The organism is Nostoc sp. (genome assembly GCF_036917415.1).
GTDB lineage: Bacteria > Cyanobacteriota > Cyanobacteriia > Cyanobacteriales > Nostocaceae > Nostoc.
Genome location: NZ_JBALDJ010000054.1, coordinates 20,615 through 43,675 on the forward strand (window position 1 = coordinate 20,615; position 23,061 = coordinate 43,675).

General features: G+C 42.7%; 17 protein-coding genes. 10 read left to right on the forward strand and 7 right to left on the reverse strand.

Annotated elements, in window-relative coordinates; translation table 11 throughout:
* The first annotated feature begins 257 nt into the window (after positions 1 to 257).
* Entirely contained in the window at positions 258 to 3,572 is a 3,315-nt protein-coding gene (locus V7K41_RS10270; RefSeq protein WP_334847767.1) for a HEAT repeat domain-containing protein, read from the forward strand.
* A 499-nt stretch (positions 3,573 to 4,071) separates the two neighbouring features.
* Here the strand turns inward: V7K41_RS10270 and V7K41_RS10275 are convergent, their stop codons facing one another.
* Both V7K41_RS10275 and thrS read right to left on the reverse strand, forming a co-directional pair.
* Positions 4,072 to 4,569: a hypothetical protein gene (locus V7K41_RS10275; RefSeq protein WP_334847768.1), complete on the reverse strand. Its 498-nt coding sequence runs from the start codon at positions 4,567 to 4,569 to the stop codon at positions 4,072 to 4,074.
* Positions 4,570 to 5,036: 467 nt separating this feature from the next.
* Positions 5,037 to 6,872, reverse strand: a complete 1,836-nt coding sequence (gene thrS / locus V7K41_RS10280; RefSeq protein ID WP_334847790.1) for a threonine--tRNA ligase — start codon at positions 6,870 to 6,872, stop codon at positions 5,037 to 5,039.
* A gap of 549 nt (positions 6,873 to 7,421) precedes the next feature.
* Between thrS and V7K41_RS10285 the strand changes: the two genes are divergently transcribed.
* Both V7K41_RS10285 and V7K41_RS10290 read left to right on the forward strand, forming a co-directional pair.
* A complete protein-coding gene (locus tag V7K41_RS10285; protein WP_334847770.1) occupies positions 7,422 to 7,739 on the forward strand; it encodes a DUF2605 domain-containing protein in 318 nt (105 codons plus the stop codon).
* Between the two features lie 307 nt (positions 7,740 to 8,046).
* Entirely contained in the window at positions 8,047 to 8,376 is a 330-nt protein-coding gene (locus V7K41_RS10290; RefSeq protein ID WP_104905415.1) for a DUF2973 domain-containing protein, read from the forward strand.
* Positions 8,377 to 8,636: 260 nt separating this feature from the next.
* On the opposite strand, the gene V7K41_RS10295 is transcribed toward V7K41_RS10290, so the two are convergent.
* From V7K41_RS10295 to V7K41_RS10310, 4 genes are all read right to left on the reverse strand, one after another.
* A complete protein-coding gene (locus tag V7K41_RS10295; RefSeq protein ID WP_334847771.1) occupies positions 8,637 to 8,837 on the reverse strand; it encodes a DUF7219 family protein in 201 nt (66 codons plus the stop codon).
* A 46-nt stretch (positions 8,838 to 8,883) separates the two neighbouring features.
* Complete coding sequence (locus V7K41_RS10300) at positions 8,884 to 9,159, reverse strand: hypothetical protein (RefSeq protein ID WP_104905417.1); 276 nt, start codon at positions 9,157 to 9,159, stop codon at positions 8,884 to 8,886.
* A gap of 605 nt (positions 9,160 to 9,764) precedes the next feature.
* Positions 9,765 to 11,288 carry a chlorophyll a/b binding light-harvesting protein gene (locus V7K41_RS10305; protein WP_334847773.1) on the reverse strand — a complete coding sequence of 508 codons (1,524 nt, stop codon included), beginning with the start codon at positions 11,286 to 11,288 and terminating at the stop codon, positions 9,765 to 9,767.
* An 83-nt stretch (positions 11,289 to 11,371) separates the two neighbouring features.
* The gene (locus tag V7K41_RS10310) at positions 11,372 to 12,430 is read right to left on the reverse strand and encodes a chlorophyll a/b binding light-harvesting protein (RefSeq protein WP_334847775.1); all 1,059 of its coding nucleotides are present in this window, start codon (positions 12,428 to 12,430) and stop codon (positions 11,372 to 11,374) included.
* Positions 12,431 to 12,816: 386 nt separating this feature from the next.
* On the opposite strand from V7K41_RS10310, the gene V7K41_RS10315 reads away from it, so the two are divergent.
* From V7K41_RS10315 to V7K41_RS10330, 4 genes are all read left to right on the forward strand, one after another.
* Entirely contained in the window at positions 12,817 to 13,113 is a 297-nt protein-coding gene (locus V7K41_RS10315; protein ID WP_334847777.1) for a BrnT family toxin, read from the forward strand.
* Positions 13,103 to 13,399 (forward strand): hypothetical protein, encoded by a 297-nt coding sequence (locus V7K41_RS10320; protein WP_334847779.1) that lies wholly within the window; start codon positions 13,103 to 13,105, stop codon positions 13,397 to 13,399. Before V7K41_RS10315 ends, V7K41_RS10320 begins: the two co-directional genes overlap by 11 nt.
* Positions 13,400 to 13,497: 98 nt before the next feature.
* Complete coding sequence (locus V7K41_RS10325) at positions 13,498 to 13,911, forward strand: RusA family crossover junction endodeoxyribonuclease (protein ID WP_334847780.1); 414 nt, start codon at positions 13,498 to 13,500, stop codon at positions 13,909 to 13,911.
* Positions 13,911 to 14,591 (forward strand): hypothetical protein, encoded by a 681-nt coding sequence (locus tag V7K41_RS10330; protein WP_334847782.1) that lies wholly within the window; start codon positions 13,911 to 13,913, stop codon positions 14,589 to 14,591. Before V7K41_RS10325 ends, V7K41_RS10330 begins: the two co-directional genes overlap by 1 nt.
* Before the next feature lie 73 nt (positions 14,592 to 14,664).
* On the opposite strand, the gene V7K41_RS10335 is transcribed toward V7K41_RS10330, so the two are convergent.
* Positions 14,665 to 16,956, reverse strand: coding sequence for an amylo-alpha-1,6-glucosidase (locus V7K41_RS10335; RefSeq protein WP_334847784.1), 2,292 nt, complete (start codon positions 16,954 to 16,956; stop codon positions 14,665 to 14,667).
* A 1,224-nt stretch (positions 16,957 to 18,180) separates the two neighbouring features.
* On the opposite strand from V7K41_RS10335, the gene V7K41_RS10340 reads away from it, so the two are divergent.
* The 3 genes from V7K41_RS10340 (at position 18,181) to trpE (ending at position 22,459) form a co-directional block, all read left to right on the forward strand.
* Positions 18,181 to 20,190 (forward strand): DICT sensory domain-containing protein, encoded by a 2,010-nt coding sequence (locus tag V7K41_RS10340; RefSeq protein WP_334847786.1) that lies wholly within the window; start codon positions 18,181 to 18,183, stop codon positions 20,188 to 20,190.
* 214 nt (positions 20,191 to 20,404) lie between these two features.
* A complete protein-coding gene (locus V7K41_RS10345) occupies positions 20,405 to 20,830 on the forward strand; it encodes a photosystem I reaction center subunit II PsaD (protein ID WP_334847788.1) in 426 nt (141 codons plus the stop codon).
* A gap of 99 nt (positions 20,831 to 20,929) precedes the next feature.
* A complete protein-coding gene (gene trpE / locus V7K41_RS10350) occupies positions 20,930 to 22,459 on the forward strand; it encodes an anthranilate synthase component I (protein WP_334847789.1) in 1,530 nt (509 codons plus the stop codon).
* The last annotated feature ends 602 nt before the right edge of the window (positions 22,460 to 23,061 follow it).

Below are 23,061 nucleotides of genomic sequence, written 5' to 3' on the forward strand. Positions count from 1 at the left end.
TAGGCGATGTCTACGACGGGCTACGCCTACGCACCATTGGTCAGGGAAACCCAATACTATACTCTGGGCGTATCTTTTTAAATTCCTGTAGTATTTACATTAATATTCCATTTCTAGCTAGGTTGAGTTATCAGGCGGTAAAAAGATAACTGTAGCGGTTCCTGTTTGACTAGTAAAAAACCTAACTCCCTTTTCTTTCTTTACCAAACAAAGGGCAGAAAAAGCCTTTATTTATAAATAAATTATCAATTATACTAATGCATCTTTCCATAATTAAAAAGCGATCGTCGCCCTTTTTCATTTTTCCCTTTATCCTGCTGTTGACTCTCCTCCTCGCCCTGCTTTGGGTAAGCGCGAAAGAACAGCCTAAGCCCAAGCCAGAAGCGTGGCAGATTAACGGTATCGTTGCTGCCCTTGATGATGGACATAACGGAGTAAAGGGGTATGCATTCAACAAATTAGTTGAATATGATCTCAAAGATTTAAAATTTCTGGATAAGAAATCGGAAGATATTGCTCAGAAAGCTGCCAAAATCCTCAAGGATAAAACCGTTGAATCCGATGTTCGTTCCGGTGCAGCATCGGCATTGGGAAATCTAGGGAAGGCAGCCAAACCCTACGTCAAAGACATTGCTGACATCCTCAAGGATAAATCCGTTGACTCAAATGTTCGTTCTGGTGCAGCATCGGCATTGGGAAATCTGGGGGAGGCAGCCAAACCCTACGTCAAAGACATCCTCGACTTCCTCAAGGATAAATCCGTTGACTTAAATGTTCGTAGAGGTGCAGCATCGGCATTAGGAAATCTGGGGGAGGCAGCCAAACCCTACGTCAAAGACATCCTCGACTTCCTCAAGGATAAAACCGTTGACTTAATTGTTCGTTTCAGTGCAGCATCGGCATTGGGAAATCTGGGGGAGGCAGCCAAACCCTACATCAAAGACATCGCTGACATCCTCAAGGATAAAACCGTTGACAAATATGTTCGTAGAGATGCAGCAGTGGTATTGGGAAATCTGGGGGAGGCAGCCAAACCCTACGTTAAAGACATCTTCGACTTCCTCAAGGATAAAACCGTTGACTCAAATGTTCGTAGAGGTGCAGCATCAGCATTGGGAAATCTGGGGGAAACTGCCAAACCCTACGTCAAAGACATCCTCGACTTCCTCAAGGATAAATCCGTTGAGAAAGATGTTCGTTCCAGTGTAGCTTATGCATTAAAAAATCTGGGGGAGGCTGCCAAACCCTACGTCAAAGACATCGCTGACATTCTCAAGGATAAAACCGTTGACCCCTATATTCGTTCTGGTGCAGCATCAGCATTGGGAAATCTGGGGGAAACTGCCAAACCCTACGTCAAAGACATCCTCGACTTCCTCAAGGATAAAACTGTTGACCCCTATATTCGTTCCGATGCAGCATCAGCATTGGGAAATCTGGGGGAAACTGCCAAACCCTACGTTAAAGACATCGCTCAAATCCTTAAGGATAAAACCGCTGACAAATATGTTCGTTACGGTGCAGCATCAGCATTGGAAAATCTGAGGGAGGCAGCCAAACCCTACGTCAAAGACATCCTCGATTTCCTCAAGGATAAAACCGTTGACTCAAATGTTCGTTCCATTGCAGTATCAGCATTGGGAAATCTGGGAGAGACAGCCAAATCCTACATCAAAGACATCCTCGACTTCCTCAAGGATAAAACCGTTGACAAAGATGTTCGTTACAGTGCAGCATCGGCATTGGGAAAGATAGAACAACTCAATCTGAATAATGTTGTTGTAATTCTGGATAGCATCTATTATGCAGGTCAATCAGAATTTGAACAGTGGCGGTTTTTAAGCTATTTCCTGGGTGGCGGCACTGATGAAGTCAAAACACTGCTTACATGGCTGGGTTTTCCTGACACCAAAACGATTCCTCATCAATTAACCCACGATCGCGGTGATAAAACTCTTAAAATCTTTGCTCAAGCCTGGGAACCGAGTCGAGATTTGGAACGATTACGAGAAGATTTAGCAAAGCAAATCGCTGTAGTTGCGAGAAAACTCTCTTGGCAACCACAAGATATTGGCATCTTAAATACTCACTACAACAATCTCAAAAACGCCGGATACAACGAAGCTGATTCACTGCAATCGATAATAGTTAACCTCAAGGGTTGGCAGTGGTTTTTCAACGCTAGAATGACGATTTTAATTCATGCTGCTTTTTGGCTTCTCCTCATCTTCGCTTATCCCAAATTTCCCCAAGTTCAAGCCATCTTCTTCTGGAACCCTTGGGTAAGGCGCATCTTAGGCGTGGGCTACGTCGGCTTTCTCCTCGCTTGGATTCCCTTTTTCCGCCGCAAGTTATTTGAACCGTTCAAGCCTTCGCTGTTAGCCGATGCCGGGTTAGATAATTTTAACCCCCAAACATACTTCCCAGAATCTCAAGTGAAAGTTCCCAGTGCAGAAGAACCCCAAGTAATTACCCAGGTGCTACCCAGCATCACTGGGCAAATTGTTCTAGAAGGTGATTCCGGCTTGGGTAAGTCGATGTTTCTCCGCCATTTGGTGAAAACCTCACCGCGCATTGTGGTTTATCTACCAGCCCGCAAATGCGACAAGGGGGTAATTGAAGCAATTCAAGCCAAGCTGCACGGGCAAGCACAAGATGCTGATTTTCTCAAGAATTTAATTTACAGTGGTGCGTTAGATATCTGCATTGACGGACTCAACGAAGTCACAGCTGACACCAGAGCTAAAATTTGCCAGTTTGTCGAAAGCTATTTCCGGGGTAACATCATCATGACCACCCAGCCCCTAGAGTGGATACCACCTTCAACAGCCAAGATATATAAATTACAGCCCCTTGAGCAAGCCCAAATTCAGCAATTTTTGCTTACCCGTCAGCCACGATTGCCCAAAGATGCGAAAGTACAAAGTGGTGATTACAAACAAGCCTGCAATAATTACTTAGCTCAAGCCCTCAGCAACCAGCAATCATCTGAGGAATTAGCTGCTAATCAAAGGGTTCTCTCTAACCCAATGGATTTAACTGTTGTGGCGTTAATGATCTCCCAAGGCGAATACCCCGACCTGTTTCACCTGCAAGAACAGCAATATAATTTGATGGCAGCAGAATACCTGCAAGAGTGGAACCAGGAATTTCCCTTAAAAAAATTCTCCGATGCTGTTTATCAAATGCGGCTGAACGATGAACAGGCGCTACCTGCGGATGAATTTTACCAGATAGTACAGTCTTTAGAAGATGAGAAATATAAAATGGTCGTCAGCCGTCAGTGGCAAAACGAAGCAGGTGCAGCCAAGAGAGAATGGTATTTCCGCCACGACAAGATTATGGATTTCTTTTTAGTGCAGAACTTTCTGGGCGAAAGTGATGAAGCAAAAAATCGGCTGATTGACCACATGGGCGACTCCCGTTTTCGGGGTGTGTACTTTTTGCTAGTCAACTTACTACCTTTAGATGCTGCTAAAGAACTGAAGGAAAAATTAGTTCAATACGCCGCCGATACCAAAGACCATACTGTGAGTGATATCTTTGTGCAATTGTTGCGACCAAGGTCGTGAGATGAATTTGTAATTCGTAATGGGCTACGCCTCGCTACGCTAACGTAATTCGTAATTTAAGAAAGAGACTTATAGTCTGAGGCGAAATTTTTGATTTAATTAAAATGAGCTTTTTAGCTCCATTAATGAGTCTTTTAGCTTCATTAATGAGTCTTTGAACTCCATTAATGAGCCTTTGAACTCCATTAATGAGCCTTTGAACTCCATTAATGAGTCTTTGAACTCCATTAATGAGTCTTTGGACTCCATTAATGAGTTTAGGCTAAGGGTAAATTCTTGATTTGATAAAAATCTGACTTTTCACGTCATGTACAAAAGCTAACGCTAAACCTAATCCCTGAACAAGTTTCCTTACTAGGGAATAGAAACGAGGTTTTCTAGATAAGAGTGAAAAGTCAGATATTGAAATCAGTGGAAAAAGAGATTGTGTCTGTCCTAGCGCCAAGTAGAATCAATGCTCAGTTCACTTGGAACTAAGCTTAATAAATAGGCACAGGGATTAACCACGACCCCAGTCGCGATCGCGTTCATAGCGAAAGCGAATGTTGCGAAGGTTATTATCGCGGTCATAACGGCGATTATTGTCACGGTCATAGCGGCGATTATTGTCACGGTCATAGCGGCGATTATTGTCGCGGTCATAGCGGCGATTATTGTCACGGTCATAGCGGCGATTATTGTCACGGTCATAGCGACGATTGTTGTCGCGCTCATAGCGGCGATTGTTGTCGCGCTCATAACGGCGATTATTGTCGCGCTCATAGCGGCGATCGTTATCGTTACGAATGTTGCGAAGGTTGTTGTGACGGTCATAATCACCATTTCTGTAGTGACGACTATGACGTTCGTAGTTACCATCATCGTTGTGTTGATAGCCGTAGCTATCTAACCCAGCAAGATAAGACACTGGTGTATTAGCATCTGCTTTTGGAAAAATAGCCAAAGCTGAAGCAGATGCTATCAAGCCAGCTAGCAAAATAGAGGTAAAGCGGTTCATGATGTGAATCAACAATTGTTGATAGTAATTTATGCAAGTCTAGTCTGTTTAGGAAGAGCAGATTCCACAAGTCTTTAAATCAATCTTATCAATCTTGAATAACTCGAAAAGTTTTCTTGGGTGCGGTGATTGAGAAAACTTTTGTTATCTGTGATACTTTCTGATCTTCCAAATCCTATGAAAAGTTAAAATTAAAATGAGTATTTGAACTGGATGAATCCACCTCTGAACTCCGTCAACGAGTATTTGAACTGGATGAATCCACCTCTGAACTCCGTTAACGAGCATCAAATACTCGTTAATGAGTCTTTGAACTCCGTTAATGAGCCTTTGAACTCCATTAATGAGTCTTTGATATTAAATACGTTACGATCGCACCTTTGCCAAAACCTACCAGCAAGCCAATGCTCTAATCTACTAAACAAAACGCACACCAATTGTGATTAGTGTGCGTCTGCGGTTAGATTTTAGAAATTCTCGAACTTAGCGATCGCATCCTTCATCTTATCTACCACTTCATCTACAGGGATAACTCCCAATTCCCCAGAGGCGCGGGTACGGATGCTCAAGGTGTTGGTTTCCACTTCTTTAGCTCCCACCACAGCCATTACGGGTATTTTTTCTTTCTCTGCATTCCGAATCTGTTTACCCAAGCGATCGCCACTGGTATCAACTTCTGCACGGATGCCTAACGCTTTCATTTTTGTCACCACATCTTTAGCAAAGTCTAGCTGTGTATCACCCACTGGCAGTAATCTAGCTTGCACTGGCGCTAACCACAAAGGAAAATCACCTGCATATTCTTCAATTAAGATCCCAATTAGCCGTTCCAGCGAACCAAAAGGCGCACGGTGAATCATTACTGGACGTTTGCGAACACCATCTTCAGCAACGTACTCTAAATCAAAGCGTTCTGGCAAGTTGTAATCTACTTGTACAGTTCCTAATTGCCACTCCCGTTGTAGGGCATCACTGACAATAAAATCTAGTTTGGGCCCGTAGAAAGCCGCTTCCCCAATTCCCTCAAAATGTTCCATCCCCAAGGTTTCAACTGCACGGCGAATAGCATTCTCAGCCTGATTCCAAGCTTCATCAGAACCAATATACTTATCACTAACTGGATCGCGGAAACTCAGTCGTGCTTTGAAATTCCCCAATTGCAAAGTCTTAATCACTGACAATATTAGATCGACTACCTTGAGGAATTCGCTGTCTAACTGTTCTGGGGTGACAAATATGTGGGCATCATCTTGAGTAAAACCCCGCACCCGTGTTAAACCGCCCAATTCCCCTGATTGTTCGTAGCGGTAAACAGTACCAAATTCTGCAAGCCGCATCGGTAAGTCCCGATAGGAACGCAACTCACTCTTATATATTTGGATGTGAAAGGGGCAATTCATGGCTTTGAGAACAAAACCTTGTTCCTGTGCAGCAGCTTCCTCATTTTCTGCCATCATTGGGAACAGATCGTCTTTATATTTCTGCCAGTGTCCAGAGGTTTTAAATAAATCCACTCTGCCAATGTGAGGGGTGACAACCTGCTGGTAGCCACGTTTGATCTGTTCTTGCTTGAGGAAGTCTTCTAAAGTACTCCGCAACAAAGTGCCTTTAGGTGTCCATAAAGGTAAACCCGGTCCCACTTGGTCAGAAAATATAAATAATCCCAGTTCCTTACCTAGTTTCCGATGATCTCGCCGTAGCGCTTCTTCTTTACGTCGCTTATATTCAGTGAGTTGTTCTGGGCCTTCCCAAGCGGTGGCATAGATGCGTTGTAATTGGGCTTTAGTTTCATCTCCGCGCCAATAAGCGCCAGCAACGCTTTCTAGTTCAATTGCTTTCGGGTTTAATTCACTGGTATTTTCCAAATGAGGCCCCGCACACAAATCCCACCATTCATTCCCCAGATGGTAAATCGTAATTGGTTCGTTTTTGATATCTGCCAGAATTTCTAGCTTGTAAGGTTCCTTAATTTCCTGAATCCGGCGTTCGGCTTCTTCGCGGGTGACTTCTTCCCGAATTACTGCCAGTTTGCGATTGATAATCTTTGCCATCTCTTTCTTGATGGCTTTGAGATCGTTTTCGCTAAATGGTTCTGGATTATCGAAGTCGTAGTAAAAACCGTTTTCAATCCAAGGGCCGATTGTAACTTGTGCCTTGGGAAACAGCTTTTGTACTGCCATTGCCATAACATGGGAAGCAGTGTGGCGAATCTTTTTTAAGTTCTCCGATTCGCTGGTACGCGGTAAATAAATTTTTTCAACTTGTTCTGACTGTTCGGACTGATTCGATGATTTTAGCGACATTGGCTGCTGAACCGTTGGCGAAGTGATTACAAAAGGTGATTTATCTAAATCTGTAGGCTTATTCAACTATAACGACTTTGGTTTTTGCCAGTTAAGCTTTATCTAACAAAGAACTCGCAAAGTCAAAAGTCAGAATAAATTTGAATTCGACTGGCGTAATAAATAAAGGGGTTTAAGACTCCGCTAAATATATTTTCTTTAATGGTGTTTCTAGGTGGCGGGTTTGAATTCCCCACTATTTTGATTTTGAGTCCTGAATTCTTCTTCAATCCAAAGATAAAGATAAATTTTTGCTTTTTTACCTGAGTGTCAAATTCAGGATTGCCTGCGATCGCTAAATTATTTTATGAATTGCAACTCGGTGTTATATATACCTATAGTCGTCTCTCCAAAGGCTCTGTACAAACCGGATATCAAGAATATATAATTAATTTTGTAATCTTTGTTACAATTTTTTACATCTGAAATTTCTGAGAGAAACCAAAAAAGTGTTAAGAAACGTAAATAACGTTAATATTAGTAAGCAAGTTTGAAATATGCCTCTTATTTATGCCAGACTCAAATTTACCAGGGACTGAGTTGCTGAAAACGGTTTTAGATCCCCTGCTGGAAGATTTTCAGCATTGGTTTACGCGATCGCGCCATTTACTCGAAACTCAGGAACTATCATTTATGAGTGACCAAGAGCAATCTGACTTGCTCTTGCGGGTTAAGCAAGCGCAAGATGAACTAAATACGGCGAAGATGCTATTTAATGCAACTGATAAACAAGTCGGGATTGATATGGCAACGTTAATGCCTTGGCATGAATTAGTAACAGAATGCTGGAATGTCGCAATGCGCTTTCGTCAAGGACGTGAAGTCTAAGCGCTAAATTTCGGCAGACTACTTAGTGATGTCTCTTGAATTACCAAGCAAGCGTCTACGCAAGATGGTAAATCAGTCGTTAAAAAGATAGTAGAAAATTCTTAACAATTCCTTAACATTAACTGGATTAGCAAAATAATGTATCCTATGCTACCGTAAGTGGAATAACGGTTGACAAATAGCCCTATATAAATGTAAGCGCATGAAAAATGCGTAGAATAGTCGTCTTAACTGTGAGTCACGGTATTGGCGAAACAAAGCGTTACAAAATAAAGTTTTAAAAATTGCTGTTCTGGAGGAAAATCCAATGTTACATCTGCTTTACATTCTTGCTTTTACAATCCTTGCATTTATAGCTGTTGGCAACTTAATTCGTAACCTGATTATGTTCAGTTTCGATCGGGAGCGAACTTATCCGACAAATTCCTCGCCAATGAATAACCAAGGCAACTATGGTTATTATTCATCAAAAAAACAGTTTGTACCCCATCCAGAATTATTAGATAGTGCTGGAAACTTAATAAAAGAGCCACTTTTGGTAATGCGTTCGATTAACGTTGAAGATGCGCGTCAACATCTCGATGCACTTTACGAAGCATCCCCAGGACATAAGAGAGAAAATTCAGAAGAAGCATAACAAAATTAGGAGTAAGCTGTTACGCATTTAAATTCTATATTTACTCGTGAGAGTTGTCATTAGTCATTTGTATTTAAAAGGACAGATGACCATTGACTGCATGACAGTCTTAACAATTGCAATGTACAATCTAGACGCATATCAGTTTAGAGACGCGATTGATTGCGTCTGTTAGGACTTTGGGTGTAAATTATTGTTGTTTTTACATCCTTTTCTATTTAACGAATTTCCAATTTTTTTTTGGCACTTTTCAACTGTCTTCAGAGAATGTGAATTTGTTTGTAAGCCTCTTCTGGGGAAATACCACTAGTTTGGAGGCTGCAAATGTAGTTTACCCGTTGAGAAAAATCTTGAAGATTAGCGTTAAATACTAGATACTCTGGTTTAAATTGCCCATAATATGGACTACGATGATATAGAAAATCGCATAGTTCGGATAGCAAATCAGATTGTCGGTTCATAAGTATTTAGAGTATTACGGATTAGAAATTATCTAATTGGAAAATTTTAACAAAGCTTTTGCCGACCCTTTTGACAAGCATTACAGAAAGAAGTTTGAGGTTTAAAGTCAAGACAGCCGAACGCTTCCTCAGAACAAGCTTTAATTGGATGTACAGTACACTTAAGGCGATAGTCGTTGGTGAAATATTCACAAGCATGACAAGGAATTTCATGTAGCTTTTTTAAATGATTTATCCCTTGTTTTAAGGTAAACCAGATACTCAAAATAAAGAAAATCAAAGTGGCCCAAGCAAATGAAGCACAAAAAATTGTAGCCAGCATAAGTTATCCTCCTAAAGATTAGAAAAAAGTGCCCGCAGTCAACTGCTTTTAACCGCAGGCATGAAATATTATTTAGCTGGTGTTGAGTGAAACTAAATTAACTGAGTCAGTAGGTAGACATAGATCAATATGTCATTGCCTAAGTAATCTAATTATTAACTTGACGCAATGAGCGCCAAGAATGCCAAACCTTAATCTGTGAACGCCAATACACCAAGGAAGAACTTAGCTCAGATTCCCAATAGCGATCGCCTTCCATTAATTGAAGGAGGCAGGAGGCAGGAGGCAGGAGGCTCAGTTGGAACAATTGGAAGAGGATTCAGACCCCTCCCTTTTTTTTGCGCCGTATAAACGGTCTTAAACCCCTGCTCCCAAGGCGTCGCGGACTCGCTAACGCTGCGCTATCTGCCTCCTGCCTTCCTTGATAAGGTCGCCATCCTTGCAGAACCTCGCGTTTTTAAAGGTAAAGGTACAGGATAGCTCGGCACGTGTAGCCGTTTAAACAAGGAGTGAGGCGAGTGCGAGCAATCTAAGTCTTGCTCTAATTTATAGTAAAGACGTAGAATGCTACGTCTTTACATCATGGGTATTAAATCACTAGATGATTAAATCGAGTTAATTGCGATCGCACCGAATAAAGCAACACTAGTCAATAGCAAATAAGCGAAGATTGCTCCACCAATTCCACCAATCAAAAAGCCCTCAGTAAATTGACTCCATTCGGCGACAGTATTGATGCTCTGCGGCACTTTGGCAATTGTTGCAACCGAAACTGGTCGTGAATAAATTTCCTGTTGTCTTTCGTAGCTAGTAGTGCCATAAAGCGAAAAGCCAATTGTCAGGATGATAATCAAACTGCCTGTGGCTAGTAAACCGACCAAGCTGCCCACATTAGAATTGCGTAATAAACCCAATGAACCTAATGTCGCAAAGGGACCAACTAGCCAGTAACCATGAGCCATGCCAATTTCTAATCCTCGCCACAAAGCAGATATACCAGGGCGATAAATTGGCAAGTATTTCAGAAACTTTAGCGTCAGATCGGAAGAATTGACTACGGTTACTTGATTCCTCGTTTGGCGCTCTACACGTGGAGGCTGAACCATATCACCATTTTTAAAATCAAATCCGCCTGCGATCGCACGAGCGCGGAGAGCGTGCCAAATGTGACCTAACAGAAATATGAGCGCTAGGACAAAATGGAAAGTTACCAACCAACCACGAGCAGAAACTATACCAGCAGAAGTTTCTATAGCTTTAACTGGGCCATAAAAAACTTCGGGATAGACGGTGTTATTGACTGAAGCAAAGTATGCTGCTAAAAAGCCCATGTATGCTACAGCACCAATGCTGTAAGATAAATACGCTTCCCCTGAGTAAATCAAAATTCGGCGTGCCCAAGCAAATGGCTTAGTCAAGATGTGAAAAATACCACCGCCAATTAACATCAAACCAACCCAGATGTGACCGCCAACAACATCTTCCAAGTTATCAACAGCAGCCAATCCCTCTGGTCCCCAAGCCCCAAATAGGTAGCCAAAAATGCGCAATGGGTTAAGTGTCGGATGATTGATTACCCTGACATCTCCACCGCCAGCAGCCCAAGGATCAAACAGTCCACCCCAAAACACCGCCTTAGCAACTAAAGCCAAAGCACCTAAACCTAAAAGCGTTAGGTGAATGCCCAAGATGGTAGTCATCTTGTCCTTATCTTTCCAGTCGTAGCCAAAAAAGCCAGCCCAAGTAGGATTATCTTGTAACACCTCTGGCCCCAGCAGGGAGTGGTAAATACCACCAGCTGCCAGAATCACTGAAGGTATCAGATGTAAGACGCTGATTACAAAGTAGGGATAGGTGCTAATAACTTGCCCACCAGCACCGACACCCAAACCTAGAGTCGCTAGATGAGGCAGTATGATTAACCCTTGCTCATACATTGGCTCATTAGGGTTGAAGCGCGACAATTCAAACAGCGTCATCCCTCCAGCCCATAACAAAATCAATGCAGAATGGGCAACATGAGCGCCTAGTAATTTTCCTGATAAATTAGTGAGACGAAAGTTACCAGCCCACCAACCAACATCAGGTATCTGTTGCTTATATGGGCTATCTTCAATTACTGCTGTCATTTCTAGTACTCCTTGAGAATTTTTAGCAATTTTGTTGAGTTTCTACTTCAAAGTAATTGCAAATTTATTGCATTAACTTGAATTTAGCTAATTGGTTGCGGAATTACCGCCTCCTGACTCACCCTACCTTTGCGAAAATCGAACCCACGCGCCCGCAAGGCGTGCCAGATATGACCTTGGAGAAAGAAGAAAGCTAACCAAAAATGGGCATTAGCTAACCAAGTCCGGGCAGTTACAAGGTCAGGGTCAGGTGATGAAAAGTACGGCACGATATTCTGTCTAACTACAAGCGCCGGCCCATAAAAAACTTCAGGATAAACAGTGGTGTTTACCGATACAAAGAGAGTTGCAATAAAGCCCATCAATGCCAAAGCGCCCAGACTGTAAGAAAGGTAAGCTTCTCCAGACCAAACAAATATTGGATGCGTCCAACTAAAGGGCTTAGTAGCTATGTGGAAAAGTCCACCAATAATCAACATTGCACCAACCCAAATATGTCCGCCAACCACATCTTCAAGGTTGTCAACGCCAGCAATCCAGAATTTCCTAATTGCGCCAAACAGATAACCAAAAATGACGACTGGATTTAATGTCGGATTTGTAATTACCCGCACATTTTCAACATTTGGGTCGTACAAACCCCCAAAGTACATTGCTTTGGCGACTAACAAGAATGCACCACAACCCAGTAAAACCAGATGTATACCAAGGATTGTGGTCATTTTACCCGTGTCTGACCAGTCGTAGCCAAAGAAAGGAACTCTACCTTCCAATTTTTCCGGGCCACGCACGGAATGAAAGATTCCTCCGAAACCCAAAAAGGCTGAGGAAATTAGATGCAAAGCTCCAATTACAAAGTAGGGATAAGTATCCAAAACTACACCCTCTGCACCTACACCCCAACCTTGTGTAGCTAGGTGAGGTAACAAAATTAAGCCTTGCGAGTACATCGGTTCTGCTGGATTAAAGTGGGCTAGCTCAAATAAAGTCATAGCTCCTGCCCAGAAAACGATCAGACCAGAATGAGCGACGTGAGCGCCTAGTAATTTCCCTGATAAGCTAGTGAGTCTGGCGTTACCTGCCCACCAAGGCGAGTCAGTAAGGTCTTGCTCCACCGACAGCGGACTTGTAGAAGTTGTCATTTTATATCTATCCTCTATTGAGAATATTATTCAATAGGTTTAAAAAAATTCTACACTAAAATCTCAATTAATGAAACAAACTCTCATTAAGAATTTTGATGCAAATGAAAAATTACTTACATCTCAATCGGTTTGGTGTTGATGATATTTGACTCTGGAAGATTCCCCCAAACCCTATCCGTGACACTTGACATCATGGATTATTTGTCAATAAGTAATAGTGCTTAAACTGCCTATCGGATTATTTATTGGGTTGAGGAAGACAACAAACAGATAAGCATTGCAAGGTTCTGACACACATCAAGATTCAGTCTTGAATTGTAATTGTAAACTTTTAGAAGAAAGTGTATTGACAACGTAAATACATCTTGCCTAAACTATGAGGGATGGATGTGTTTTTCGTGCTTAATGGTGTCACCTTCGTTTGGAACGAGGAGAAAGCTCGGATTAATCCCAGCAATCATGACGGCATAACATTTCAGCAAGCCGTAGAAGCTTTCTTGGATCCGTTTCTAGTAGTGGTTGATGCAAGCCGCAATGATGAGGAGCGAGATGCTGTGATTGGCTTGGACAGACGATGGAATCTTCTGTACGTCGTCTATATTGAGCGTGAAAACGACATGATTAGGCTCATATCGGCTCGGAAAGCGACGCGCAAGGAACGTGAATACTATGAAAGCTGAAGATTTAAGAAAGCGACTCGATAAAAATCGTCCAATGACAACAATTACAATTCGTATTCCCGAAGATGTGATTGAGGATTTGAAGCGAGTAGCACCATTGTTAGGGTTTTCTGGTTATCAGCCATTAGTTCGCGCTTACATCGGACAAGGACTCCGAGCTGATCTTGAGCGACTTGATGGTGATACTGTTTCTACATTGATTGCCAGCCTAAAGCGGCATGGTGTGAGTGATGAGATAATTCGTGAAGCACTCAGCGAAGCTACTGGGCAACACAGCAACAGTTAGTAATGGCAGTATTCCTCTGTCATAAGTAGCGGGGGTTATCTGCTTGTATTCGAGGTTAGTAACATAAAATAACCTATGATCTATTATTTAAAAGTGCATTGACCAGATTTGAGTTCATAGTAGATGGGCCACCAATATCACAACAGACTCGTAAGCGTGGTAAGGGCAATCGACTTGAAGATTGGAAAAAGACAGTGCGACAAGAAGCTGAAAAATACTGGTCTTCGGAACAAAAAACAGCTACTGGGTGGGTTATGCTCCAGATAACCTATTTCTATGATTCTGATCAAATGGATGTAGACAATATAGTGAAGCCTATTCAAGATGCAATAAAAAAACTAGCCTACGTCGATGATCGTCAAGTAAGCGATCTCCTAGTTAGAAAGAGGAATTTGTTAGGTAACTTTAGAATAGAAGACATGACCCTGACATTGGCGGAAGGCTTTGCTCGTGGCAATGAGTTCTTACATATTGTCGTAATTGATGCTCCTAACCAGGAGGTAGTTATTTGATGACAACTTCAACCACAAACTTAGAAAGAGAGCGATTGCTGAAACTAGCAGAGGAGTATCGCCAGAAGGGTTACGAAGTTTTTTTTCATCCAAATCCAGAAGACTTGCCTGACTTCCTTAATAACTATCGCCCTGACATGGTAGTACATCGGGGAGAAGAAAATGTAGTTATTGAAGTCAAGTCACGCTCCTCACTTAACTCTTCTTCTAATCAAGACTTACGTAATTTAGCTCAAGCGGTAGAAAAACATCCTGGTTGGAGATTTGAATTAGTAATGACCAACCCAGAGGATATAATGTATTCTCTGAAAGCAGAGGGTTCTCTTCAAGAACATGAAATAGAATCACAGTTGCAAGTAGCAAAGCAACTTACAACGCAACATCCAGAATCAGCTATCTTATATTCTTGGTCTTTGGTAGAAGCAACTTTGAGACTTATTGCCCAAAAGGAAGAGCTAAGTTTACAAAGATTTGATCCACTCTACTTAGTGAAGCAATTAGCAATTGAAGGTGTAATTTCAAAATCTGAGTATCAGTTACTAATGAATGCACTCTTATTACGTAATTCTATTGCTCATGGCTTTAAAACTACACAACTTACACAAAATTCTGTATCTGAATTGATCGAGCTTACAGAGGAGCTTTTGAGAACTCTACACACTGGCGATGAAGCAGGCTAACACTGGGTTGTTGGAGTGGATGGCACTAATCAGAAAAAAAGGAGTGGGAAATTCCCTACTCCCTACTCTCTTTTTAAGCTTCAATAACTACCCGTAAATTACCCCGTTTTTTCGCAACGCGACAAGCAGTCGTAGTCCCAGAACGCTCGAATTCCAAATCGAGGATGGTGGGGCCGACTCGCAAATTATGAAATGACAGGCGATTAATCGATTCTGGCAAAGCGGGGTCGATGATTCGCAAGCAGTTATTTTGAGCATCAGGTACTAAGTTGACCATCATTTGCAGTAGTTGGAAGATACTGCCTGTAGCCCAAGCTTGGGGAGTACAGGCAACTGGATACTGCACAGGGGCATTATCACCGTTCCGTTCGTAGCCGCAAAAAAGTTCTGGAGGACGTTGATAGGGTTGCTGCTCAGTCATGTCGAATAAACCTTGGAATATTTCTAAGGCTTGATCGATCAGACCGAGCGATCGCAATCCCATTGCAATCAGAGCGTTATCATGGGGCCAAACTGAACCAATGTGATAACCCATCGGATTATAAGCGGGTGACAAACTACTCAAAGTCCGAATGCCCCAACCATTAAACATATCTGGTGCCCGCAACCGTTCTGCTACACTATGAGCTTTTTCGTCTGTGAAGAGTCCCAAATGCAGACAATGACCAGGATTTGAGGTAATACTGTCTACTGGCTTGCCTTCTCCATCTAAAGCCAGAGCGCAGAAATCTTGGTCTTCCACCCAAAAATCTCGATTAAAACGAACCTTAAGATTTCTCGCCTCTTCTTGCCAACGATCTGCTAAATCAAGCCGCTTCTTCATCCTAGCTATTTCTGCTAGACGCATTTTTGCAGCATAGACGTAAGCTTGCACCTCACACAGAGCAATTGGGCCGTTGGCTAATTCTCCCTTGCGATCTACAATACAGTCGCCGGAATCTTTCCAACCCTGGTTAACAAGACCGCGTTTGGATTTACGGAAATAACTGAGGTAGCTGGTTTCTTTGGTATTGCGATCGATCCACTCCATTGCAGCTAGAGCATTGGGCCAAAGTTGCTCTAGAAGTTCTCGATCGTGAGTCCAAGCATAGTGTTCGGCATAAAGCAGCAGCCACAAGGGAGTGGCATCAACCGTACCGTAGTAGGGCGTATGGGGAATTTCTTGACAACGAGCCATTTCTCCCAAACGTAACTCGTGCAAAATCTTACCTGGTTCTTCTTCGCGCCATTCGTCATCAATTCTACCTTGATATGTCGCCAGTAATACCAGGGTTTCCTTGGCGATTTGCGAGTTTAACATCAGGCTTTGAGAAGCTGTAATCAGCGAATCTCGCCCAAATAATGTTGAAAACCAAGGTACTCCAGCGGAAACAGTCTTATGCTTACCAAAAGACTGGCGCAACAAATACATATCTTGTTCAGCCCGCTCAATCACTCGATTGAAGGTACTCTTATCTGAGCTAATGCGGGTAATTTGTTGTACCCAGTGTTGCTCCTCCATCCACTCAGCAGCTTTCGCCTGTCCTAAGGTAGTGGCGGCGCTCACGGTTGAACTCGACTGGTTATTCCTCAACATATTCACTCGGTAGCCCAGCTTTTGAGTTTCGTGAGAAGCCAACTCTAGCTGCCAAACCGCAGTGTAACCCTTGAAATAGTCTGGTTGCCGATGCTGGAATAAAATCCGGGATTCCATCACTGAGCCATCCAAACCTTGATAGGCGAGTGTTAAGGATTCTTCTCTAGAAGCAGATGGCTCTTTAGGTACTGGTGCAATACCATCGACGTGAGAAAATGTTCCTTCCTCAGTCGTCGGTTCTACTAGGCGTAAAAGCCGACCTCGTTTTTCTCTGTCATAGCCCCGGACTTCAAATAAATCAAGAAAATCCGCATCAAAGCTGATGGTTAGTTCAAAATTGACGGTTGTTGTGCTGTAGTTAGATACTTCTATTTCTTCAAATAGTGCCCCATTCAGCACGATTTCTCGACGAATTCCGATAGTCTCGGCTTTCAGGCGTTCGTCGATTCTGGGGGTAGTACACAAAACTGAGAGTGAAAACCCTTTTTCGGCAGTACTACTGAGGAGTACAGGCGATCGCCCTTCAATTTGTAACTCCAAGCGATTGAGAAATCTCGTATCACAACAAAACAGTCCCATACTGGGATTGCCATCGTTGAGGGAACAGCCAGAAATATTCCCAATAGTATCTGTCACAAAAAATAAATCATCATCTTTAACCGTTAGTGTCGGTTGCGATCTTTCAGCCACAACACAAGGCCACTCCGGGATCGGTAATTGTTCGGCAGGAATAAAAGTTTTTCCATCCAGAAAAATTTTTTCTGGGGTGATTAGCGTATCCGGTGTCATTAGACAAAGTTCCGTGTACAGGTCTATATTTTTGTGGTCTTTTGAGTAGAAGTCTCTTACCCAAGAGGCAGAGGGAAAGAATAAATACCCTTTTGCTTTGAGACAGAGCGTCGCAAAAAGAAAGATTTGTGTCGAGACACGTAGTTTAAACAAAGGACAGCGTATCGTAGAGAGACAGAAAGTGCGGAGTCAGATTAGCAATCTTGCCCTGCTTTTACAGCGCTTTTCAAGTAATTGAACTACACTACTCCCTACTCCTTGTCTTAGTTTTGGTCTAAATACCTGAAAACCTCTGTAAATATGCGGTTTTCTCTTTGCCTCATCCTCTCTGCTTCTTGTTCATCCTCACAACTTCCGAAAAAAGACGCTCTTTAAAACTCGTTTGAGCTATTCGAGCCAAAATAATCCTGACATATTGCTGACAAAATAGCAGCGCTCATATCCATATAAGCATAAGCAAATCTTATTAAAGGAGGCAGGAGGCAGACTTCCTCAGCAAGAACTGCCTTTGTCGATAAATTTATATTTTATAAGTGTGAGGTCAAGACTGAAAACTGAGGGTTTTGAGATAATTTATTAGCCGTTGAATTTTCAAAGACACAAGGTATATAGTATACTCAGTGAAAATGTGAAGCTTACGGTTTTTGTTGGACATAGAGAAAATTTATTCTTTACTAGAATACGATTTTGTCTTAGATATCTTTGGTATTTGATTAGACTAATTTATGAGAATTAATTAATTAATTGATTAAGTTTAATCACGAATTATTGATTAAGTTATGTGAATATCACAGTCATGATTTTTGGGTAAGAAAATTTATTTAGTTAGCATAAATCAACGTCGGCAAAGTAGGCGATGTCTACAACAGGCTATTTTGCCGATGCATGGACTGTAAATCGATCGTCTGTGGTTATTAGCGAACACAGTAGTTAAAACCATACAATAATTAATGTTTTAGTACTTATTCCTGAAAGATTTTACCTGTGCAAGCAAAAGCATTAGTTGTCGAGAATGTATATTGGGCGTAATAGGTTGTCAATCAACAAATCAAGTGTACCCACGCCCCTTAGTTGGTAACAAAGTGTTGCGACTGCTTTGGTGAAAAGCGCTTTTTAGCGTTCTTTACATATTGCAGCTGTCTATTTAATTTGAGAGTCCCTTGGAATTTGTACAATGCAGCTGTGACGTGGATCTGATCCAGGTTGAGCGTTTAACAATAATTCATGAGCATTTCGACTTCTGTGCTGAGTGATCTGCTAAAGTCCCTACCCTACTTGCGACCCCAGCTATATTTTAAGGCTTCACTAACAGCGCTCTCCCACGCGATGGAAGATCAAGTTTTGGCTGCGACTTTAGCACAACCCCTTGTAATTGCTAGTTTCCAGCGAGAGCGATTCTACCGCCAAGAAGCTCATCGCTACCTGCGACTAGCCTTGCGGAGTAACCAAATATACGTATTATCTGCTCCAGAAACGGATTTCACCAACAGTTCGGAACACTACGAAAAAGTGGCTTTTGAGCCAACGGATGGCTTAAGTCAGGAGTGGCATTTGGTAGTGATCGCTGACAATTATGCTACTTGTCTGGTTTGCCGAGAAAACCTTGGTTCTCTTGCTAAAAACAAGCAATTACCGGAACTAAGCCCTAATCTGGATATAGACACAGCCCGAAGATTTGAGGGAATTTGGACATCGGAAAGAGGAGTTAGCCTCAAAGCAGCCGAATTGCTGTTAGATAGGGTTTTGGTTTACAGACCAGAACTGACAAGTAAAATTCAACAGGCACGTCAGAGGTTTGGCATCGGGGAGCCGCGAAACCACTCTGGATCCGAACAGGTAAACGAGTATGCCTGTGACATTGATACAGATCCCTTTGTGCAGCGCTTAGTAACTTATTTGCAAGCTAGTCAGTACAAATTGCACAAAGCTTACCGTTCTATTATTGCCCAAGCACGAAAAGAACGATTAGTCAACTCAATTAGTACTGCCATTCGGCGATCGCTCGATCCTCACGAAGTTCTCCAGGTGGCGGCACAAGAATTAGGGCAACACCTAGAAGCTTGTCGCTGTTTAATTTACCGCGCTCAAGCCACAGATAGCCAAGCCATTATTGAACACGAGTTTTTGACTCCCGGAATTTTATCTGTTTGTGGGCAAACATGGGAGTTAGAGAAAAATTCTCTATTTCGGGACATCGTGGAACAAGGCGAAGGTGTTTGTGTCAGCGATACGCTGAGTGACCCTCGCGTTACCAAATCGTCAGGACTTTCTACCATCGCCAAAAAGTTTGCCATTCGTTCTTGGCTGATGGAACCAGTATTCTATCAGGGGCGATTATTGGGGATTGTGGAGTTACATTACTGCCGGATGCCACCGCACGAGTGCCAACCTGGAGAATTGGATTTGATAGAAGCGATCGCTACCCAAGTAGGAGCAGCTCTCATCCAAGCGGAAGCTTACGCTAATCTAGAAGAACTTAACCAGCAACTAGAAGCTCTAGACCGCACCCGCAGCAACCTCATAGCCATCACCGGACACGAACTGCGTACCCCCCTATCCACAATTCAAGTGTGCCTGGAAAGTCTCGCTAGCGAACCGGATATGCCCTTGGAGTTGCAGCAGGTCATGCTCAACACAGCTCTTTCCGACTCGGAACGGATGCGAAAACTGGTACAAGATTTTCTTACACTTTCCAACTTGGAAAGCGGCCGGGTGGAATGGCATCCAGAATCTCTCACCTTACAAGAATGTGTAGATTTAGCACTCAGCCGAAATCGCACGCGTTCCTCAATGGAAAAACCGCCCCAAATCAAGACTCAAATTGCCGAAAATCTACCTCTGGTCAGAGCTGACGGTGACTGGCTAGTCGAGGTACTAGCAAAACTCATGGACAATGCTTTGAAATTTACGCCACCCCAAGGAGAAATCACGATTACAGCGATTTACAACAGCCGTCAAATGGTCGAGGTAACTGTATCTGACACTGGACGCGGCATTGAACCAAATCGTTTAGAAGTAGTTTTTGATCGCTTCTATCAAGAAGAGGGAGCGCTACGCCGCACCACTGGCGGAACTGGACTTGGTTTAGCAATTTGCCGTCAAATTGTTAATGGCTGGGGTGGGCAAATTTGGGCAGAGTCAACTGGTAAAGATCGGGGTAGTCAGTTTCACTTCACCATCCCGATTGTTCAGAGTAGCCAAGAGGAAAAGCGGACAAAAGTCAAGAGTAAATAGGTATTAGTCCTTTGTCATTAGTCATTGGTCATTAGTCATTAGTTATTGGGCATTGAGCATGGGGCATGGGGCATGGGGCATGGAGCATTAATTTTTAACAATTGGACAAATGACAAAGGACAAATGACTAAAAACTGTTACAGTCTATGACGCGATCGCAATATGATCCTGGTTGCGGTGTTAGGATTCCCTAAAAACGTTGAGAGAACATTTTATGGCAGAAACACTCTCTGGACAAACCCCACTATTTGCTGGCAGCACCGGTGGCTTGCTCAGCAAAGCACAAGTGGAAGAAAAGTACGCTATCACTTGGACTAGCCCGAAAGAGCAAGTATTTGAATTGCCTACAGGTGGTGCTGCTACTATGCGGAAAGGTGAAAACCTGCTGTATATAGCTCGTAAAGAATATGGCATCTTTTTGGGCGGTCAGCAACTCCGTAAACTCAAAATTACAGATTACAAAATTTACCGGATTTTACCCAACGGAGAAACCACTTTACTTCACCCAGCCGACGGTGTATTCCCCGAAAAGGTGAATCCAGGTCGTGACAAAGTACGTTATGTAGACCGTCGGATCGGACAAAACCTCAGTCCAGCTAAACTTAAGTTTAGTGGTGTTACTACCTACGACGCTCCCTAACTAACTGTTACTACCTAATGGGTAATTAGTAATGGGTAATTGGTAATAAAAATAATTACCTATTACCCATTACCAATTAGCAATTATCTTTGAAAAATAATGATTTTTCCGGATTTCTCCCAGTTTTGCACCCTAGCCCAACAAGGCAACTTCGTGCCGGTATATCAAGAATGGGTAGCAGACCTAGATACGCCCGTATCTGCTTGGTATAAGGTCTGTGCAGGTCAGCCCTATAGCTTTTTGTTGGAATCGATAGAAGGTGGTGAAAAGCTGGGACGCTATAGTTTAGTGGGCTGCGATCCGGTGTGGGTTTTGGAAGCAAGGGGCGATCGCACGACTCAGAAAAACCGCGATGGTTCGCAGGTGGTTTTTGCAGGCGACCCTTTTACAGCTTTAGCCGAATGTTTAGCACCTTATCACCCAGTAAAATTACCACAGCTACCGCCAGGAATTGGCGGTTTATTTGGGTTTTGGGGCTATGAATTGATTCAGTGGATTGAGCCGCGTGTGCCAATTTATCCACCAGATGAGCGAAATATACCTGATGGTTTGTGGATGCAGGTAGACCACCTGTTGATTTTTGACCAGGTGAAGCGAAAAATTTGGGCGATCGCTTATGCTGATTTACGCGACCCGAATGTAGATTTAAAAGCAGCATATCAACAAGCTGGCGATCGCGTCACCCAAATGCTCGAAAAGCTATCTCTACCTTTATCGCCGGAAAAAACTCGATTGGAATGGAAACCGCCAGGGAGCAGAGGAGCAGAGGAGCAGGAAAGCAGAGGAGCAGAGGAGTATAAGAGTAATTTTACCCGTTCTGATTTTTGTGCCAGTGTTGAAAAGGCGAAAGACCATATTAAAGCAGGTGATATTTTTCAAGTAGTAATTTCTCAGCGACTATCAACAACATACACAGGCGATCCTTTTGCCCTTTATCGCTCCCTACGTCAGATAAATCCTTCGCCTTACATGGCTTACTTTAACTTCCAAGATTGGCAAATCATCGGTTCCAGTCCTGAAGTGATGGTGAAAGCCGAAACCGATTCAGATGGTGGAATAATAGCGACGGTACGCCCAATTGCTGGGACGCGTCCACGAGGTAAAACCACTAAGGAAGATGCGGCCTTTGCTGAAGATTTACTCCAAGACCCCAAAGAAATTGCCGAACACGTGATGCTTGTAGATTTAGGGCGGAATGATTTGGGGCGTGTTTGTCAAAGTGGTAGCGTCAAAGTTGATGAATTAATGGTGGTTGAACGCTACTCCCATGTGATGCACATTGTTAGCAATGTTGTGGGTAAATTAGCAGTTGGTAAAACAGCATGGGATTTACTGAAAGCTTCCTTCCCAGCAGGTACGGTAAGCGGCGCACCCAAGATTAGGGCGATGGAAATTATCCATGAGTTAGAGTCTAGTCGTCGGGGTGTTTATTCGGGTGTGTATGGATATTACGATTTTGAAGGACAATTAAATACTGCGATCGCAATTCGCACAATGGTAGTACATGATAATACGGTCAGCGTACAAGCTGGTGCAGGTTTGGTAGCTGATTCTGAGCCAGAAAAAGAATACGAAGAGACGCTGAATAAAGCTAGAGGTCTATTAGAGGCGATTCGTTGTTTGCGTTGAACTGGGGACTGGGAAATGGTCAATAGTTAGTAGTCAGTAATTATTCTCCCCTACTCCCTCATCTCCAGTCCCTAATCCTCAATCCCTAGTCCCTTTTTCTGCCTGTATAGTTACTCTGGCATACAATTAATTGCACACTGGTTTTTGTTGCTTAATTGTAAAATCGGGCTTGATATAAGTACAGTAACAGTTCGATCTGCGGTATGAGCATCCAGACCAGACTTTAAAAGTTGATGTACCAATACCCTCCTATTTTGAATTACATAGGTTTTACTTTGAACAGCAAGATGTTTGGAAACAATTTGTGCTACTTCTAAGCCCACGTATCCACAATACCGTGACAAATTGGGAAGCTTTATAAATCCAATTAACATCAAACTTTTTCCAAAGCTAAATAGAGTTTTTTAAACTTATTGAAAATTTCAAATAAGTCCTGGTATGCAAATCCAAGACCTCTGTTGAAGTTACTACACACTAGAAATGAACAAACTTGCTCATCCTAATTGGCTCAGGGTTAGCGCGTCTCAAACCCTATTGACAAATGGATTCTATGAGAGAGTTGAGTTAGGGAGAGCCGCCGCCAAAACAGAAACCATATACTG

What these genes read in the sequence shown, in the direction of transcription:
- V7K41_RS10270 (WP_334847767.1), top strand. Translation starts at nt 258, where the DNA reads ATGCATCTTTCCATAATTAAAAAGCGATCGTCGCCCTTTTTCATTTTT.
- V7K41_RS10275 (WP_334847768.1), bottom strand. Translation starts at nt 4,569, where the DNA reads ATGAACCGCTTTACCTCTATTTTGCTAGCTGGCTTGATAGCATCTGCT.
- thrS (WP_334847790.1), bottom strand. Translation starts at nt 6,872, where the DNA reads ATGTCGCTAAAATCATCGAATCAGTCCGAACAGTCAGAACAAGTTGAA.
- V7K41_RS10285 (WP_334847770.1), top strand. Translation starts at nt 7,422, where the DNA reads ATGCCAGACTCAAATTTACCAGGGACTGAGTTGCTGAAAACGGTTTTA.
- V7K41_RS10290 (WP_104905415.1), top strand. Translation starts at nt 8,047, where the DNA reads ATGTTACATCTGCTTTACATTCTTGCTTTTACAATCCTTGCATTTATA.
- V7K41_RS10295 (WP_334847771.1), bottom strand. Translation starts at nt 8,837, where the DNA reads ATGAACCGACAATCTGATTTGCTATCCGAACTATGCGATTTTCTATAT.
- V7K41_RS10300 (WP_104905417.1), bottom strand. Translation starts at nt 9,159, where the DNA reads ATGCTGGCTACAATTTTTTGTGCTTCATTTGCTTGGGCCACTTTGATT.
- V7K41_RS10305 (WP_334847773.1), bottom strand. Translation starts at nt 11,288, where the DNA reads ATGACAGCAGTAATTGAAGATAGCCCATATAAGCAACAGATACCTGAT.
- V7K41_RS10310 (WP_334847775.1), bottom strand. Translation starts at nt 12,430, where the DNA reads ATGACAACTTCTACAAGTCCGCTGTCGGTGGAGCAAGACCTTACTGAC.
- V7K41_RS10315 (WP_334847777.1), top strand. Translation starts at nt 12,817, where the DNA reads ATGGATGTGTTTTTCGTGCTTAATGGTGTCACCTTCGTTTGGAACGAG.
- V7K41_RS10320 (WP_334847779.1), top strand. Translation starts at nt 13,103, where the DNA reads ATGAAAGCTGAAGATTTAAGAAAGCGACTCGATAAAAATCGTCCAATG.
- V7K41_RS10330 (WP_334847782.1), top strand. Translation starts at nt 13,911, where the DNA reads ATGACAACTTCAACCACAAACTTAGAAAGAGAGCGATTGCTGAAACTA.
- V7K41_RS10335 (WP_334847784.1), bottom strand. Translation starts at nt 16,956, where the DNA reads ATGACACCGGATACGCTAATCACCCCAGAAAAAATTTTTCTGGATGGA.
- V7K41_RS10340 (WP_334847786.1), top strand. Translation starts at nt 18,181, where the DNA reads ATGAGCATTTCGACTTCTGTGCTGAGTGATCTGCTAAAGTCCCTACCC.
- V7K41_RS10345 (WP_334847788.1), top strand. Translation starts at nt 20,405, where the DNA reads ATGGCAGAAACACTCTCTGGACAAACCCCACTATTTGCTGGCAGCACC.
- trpE (WP_334847789.1), top strand. Translation starts at nt 20,930, where the DNA reads ATGATTTTTCCGGATTTCTCCCAGTTTTGCACCCTAGCCCAACAAGGC.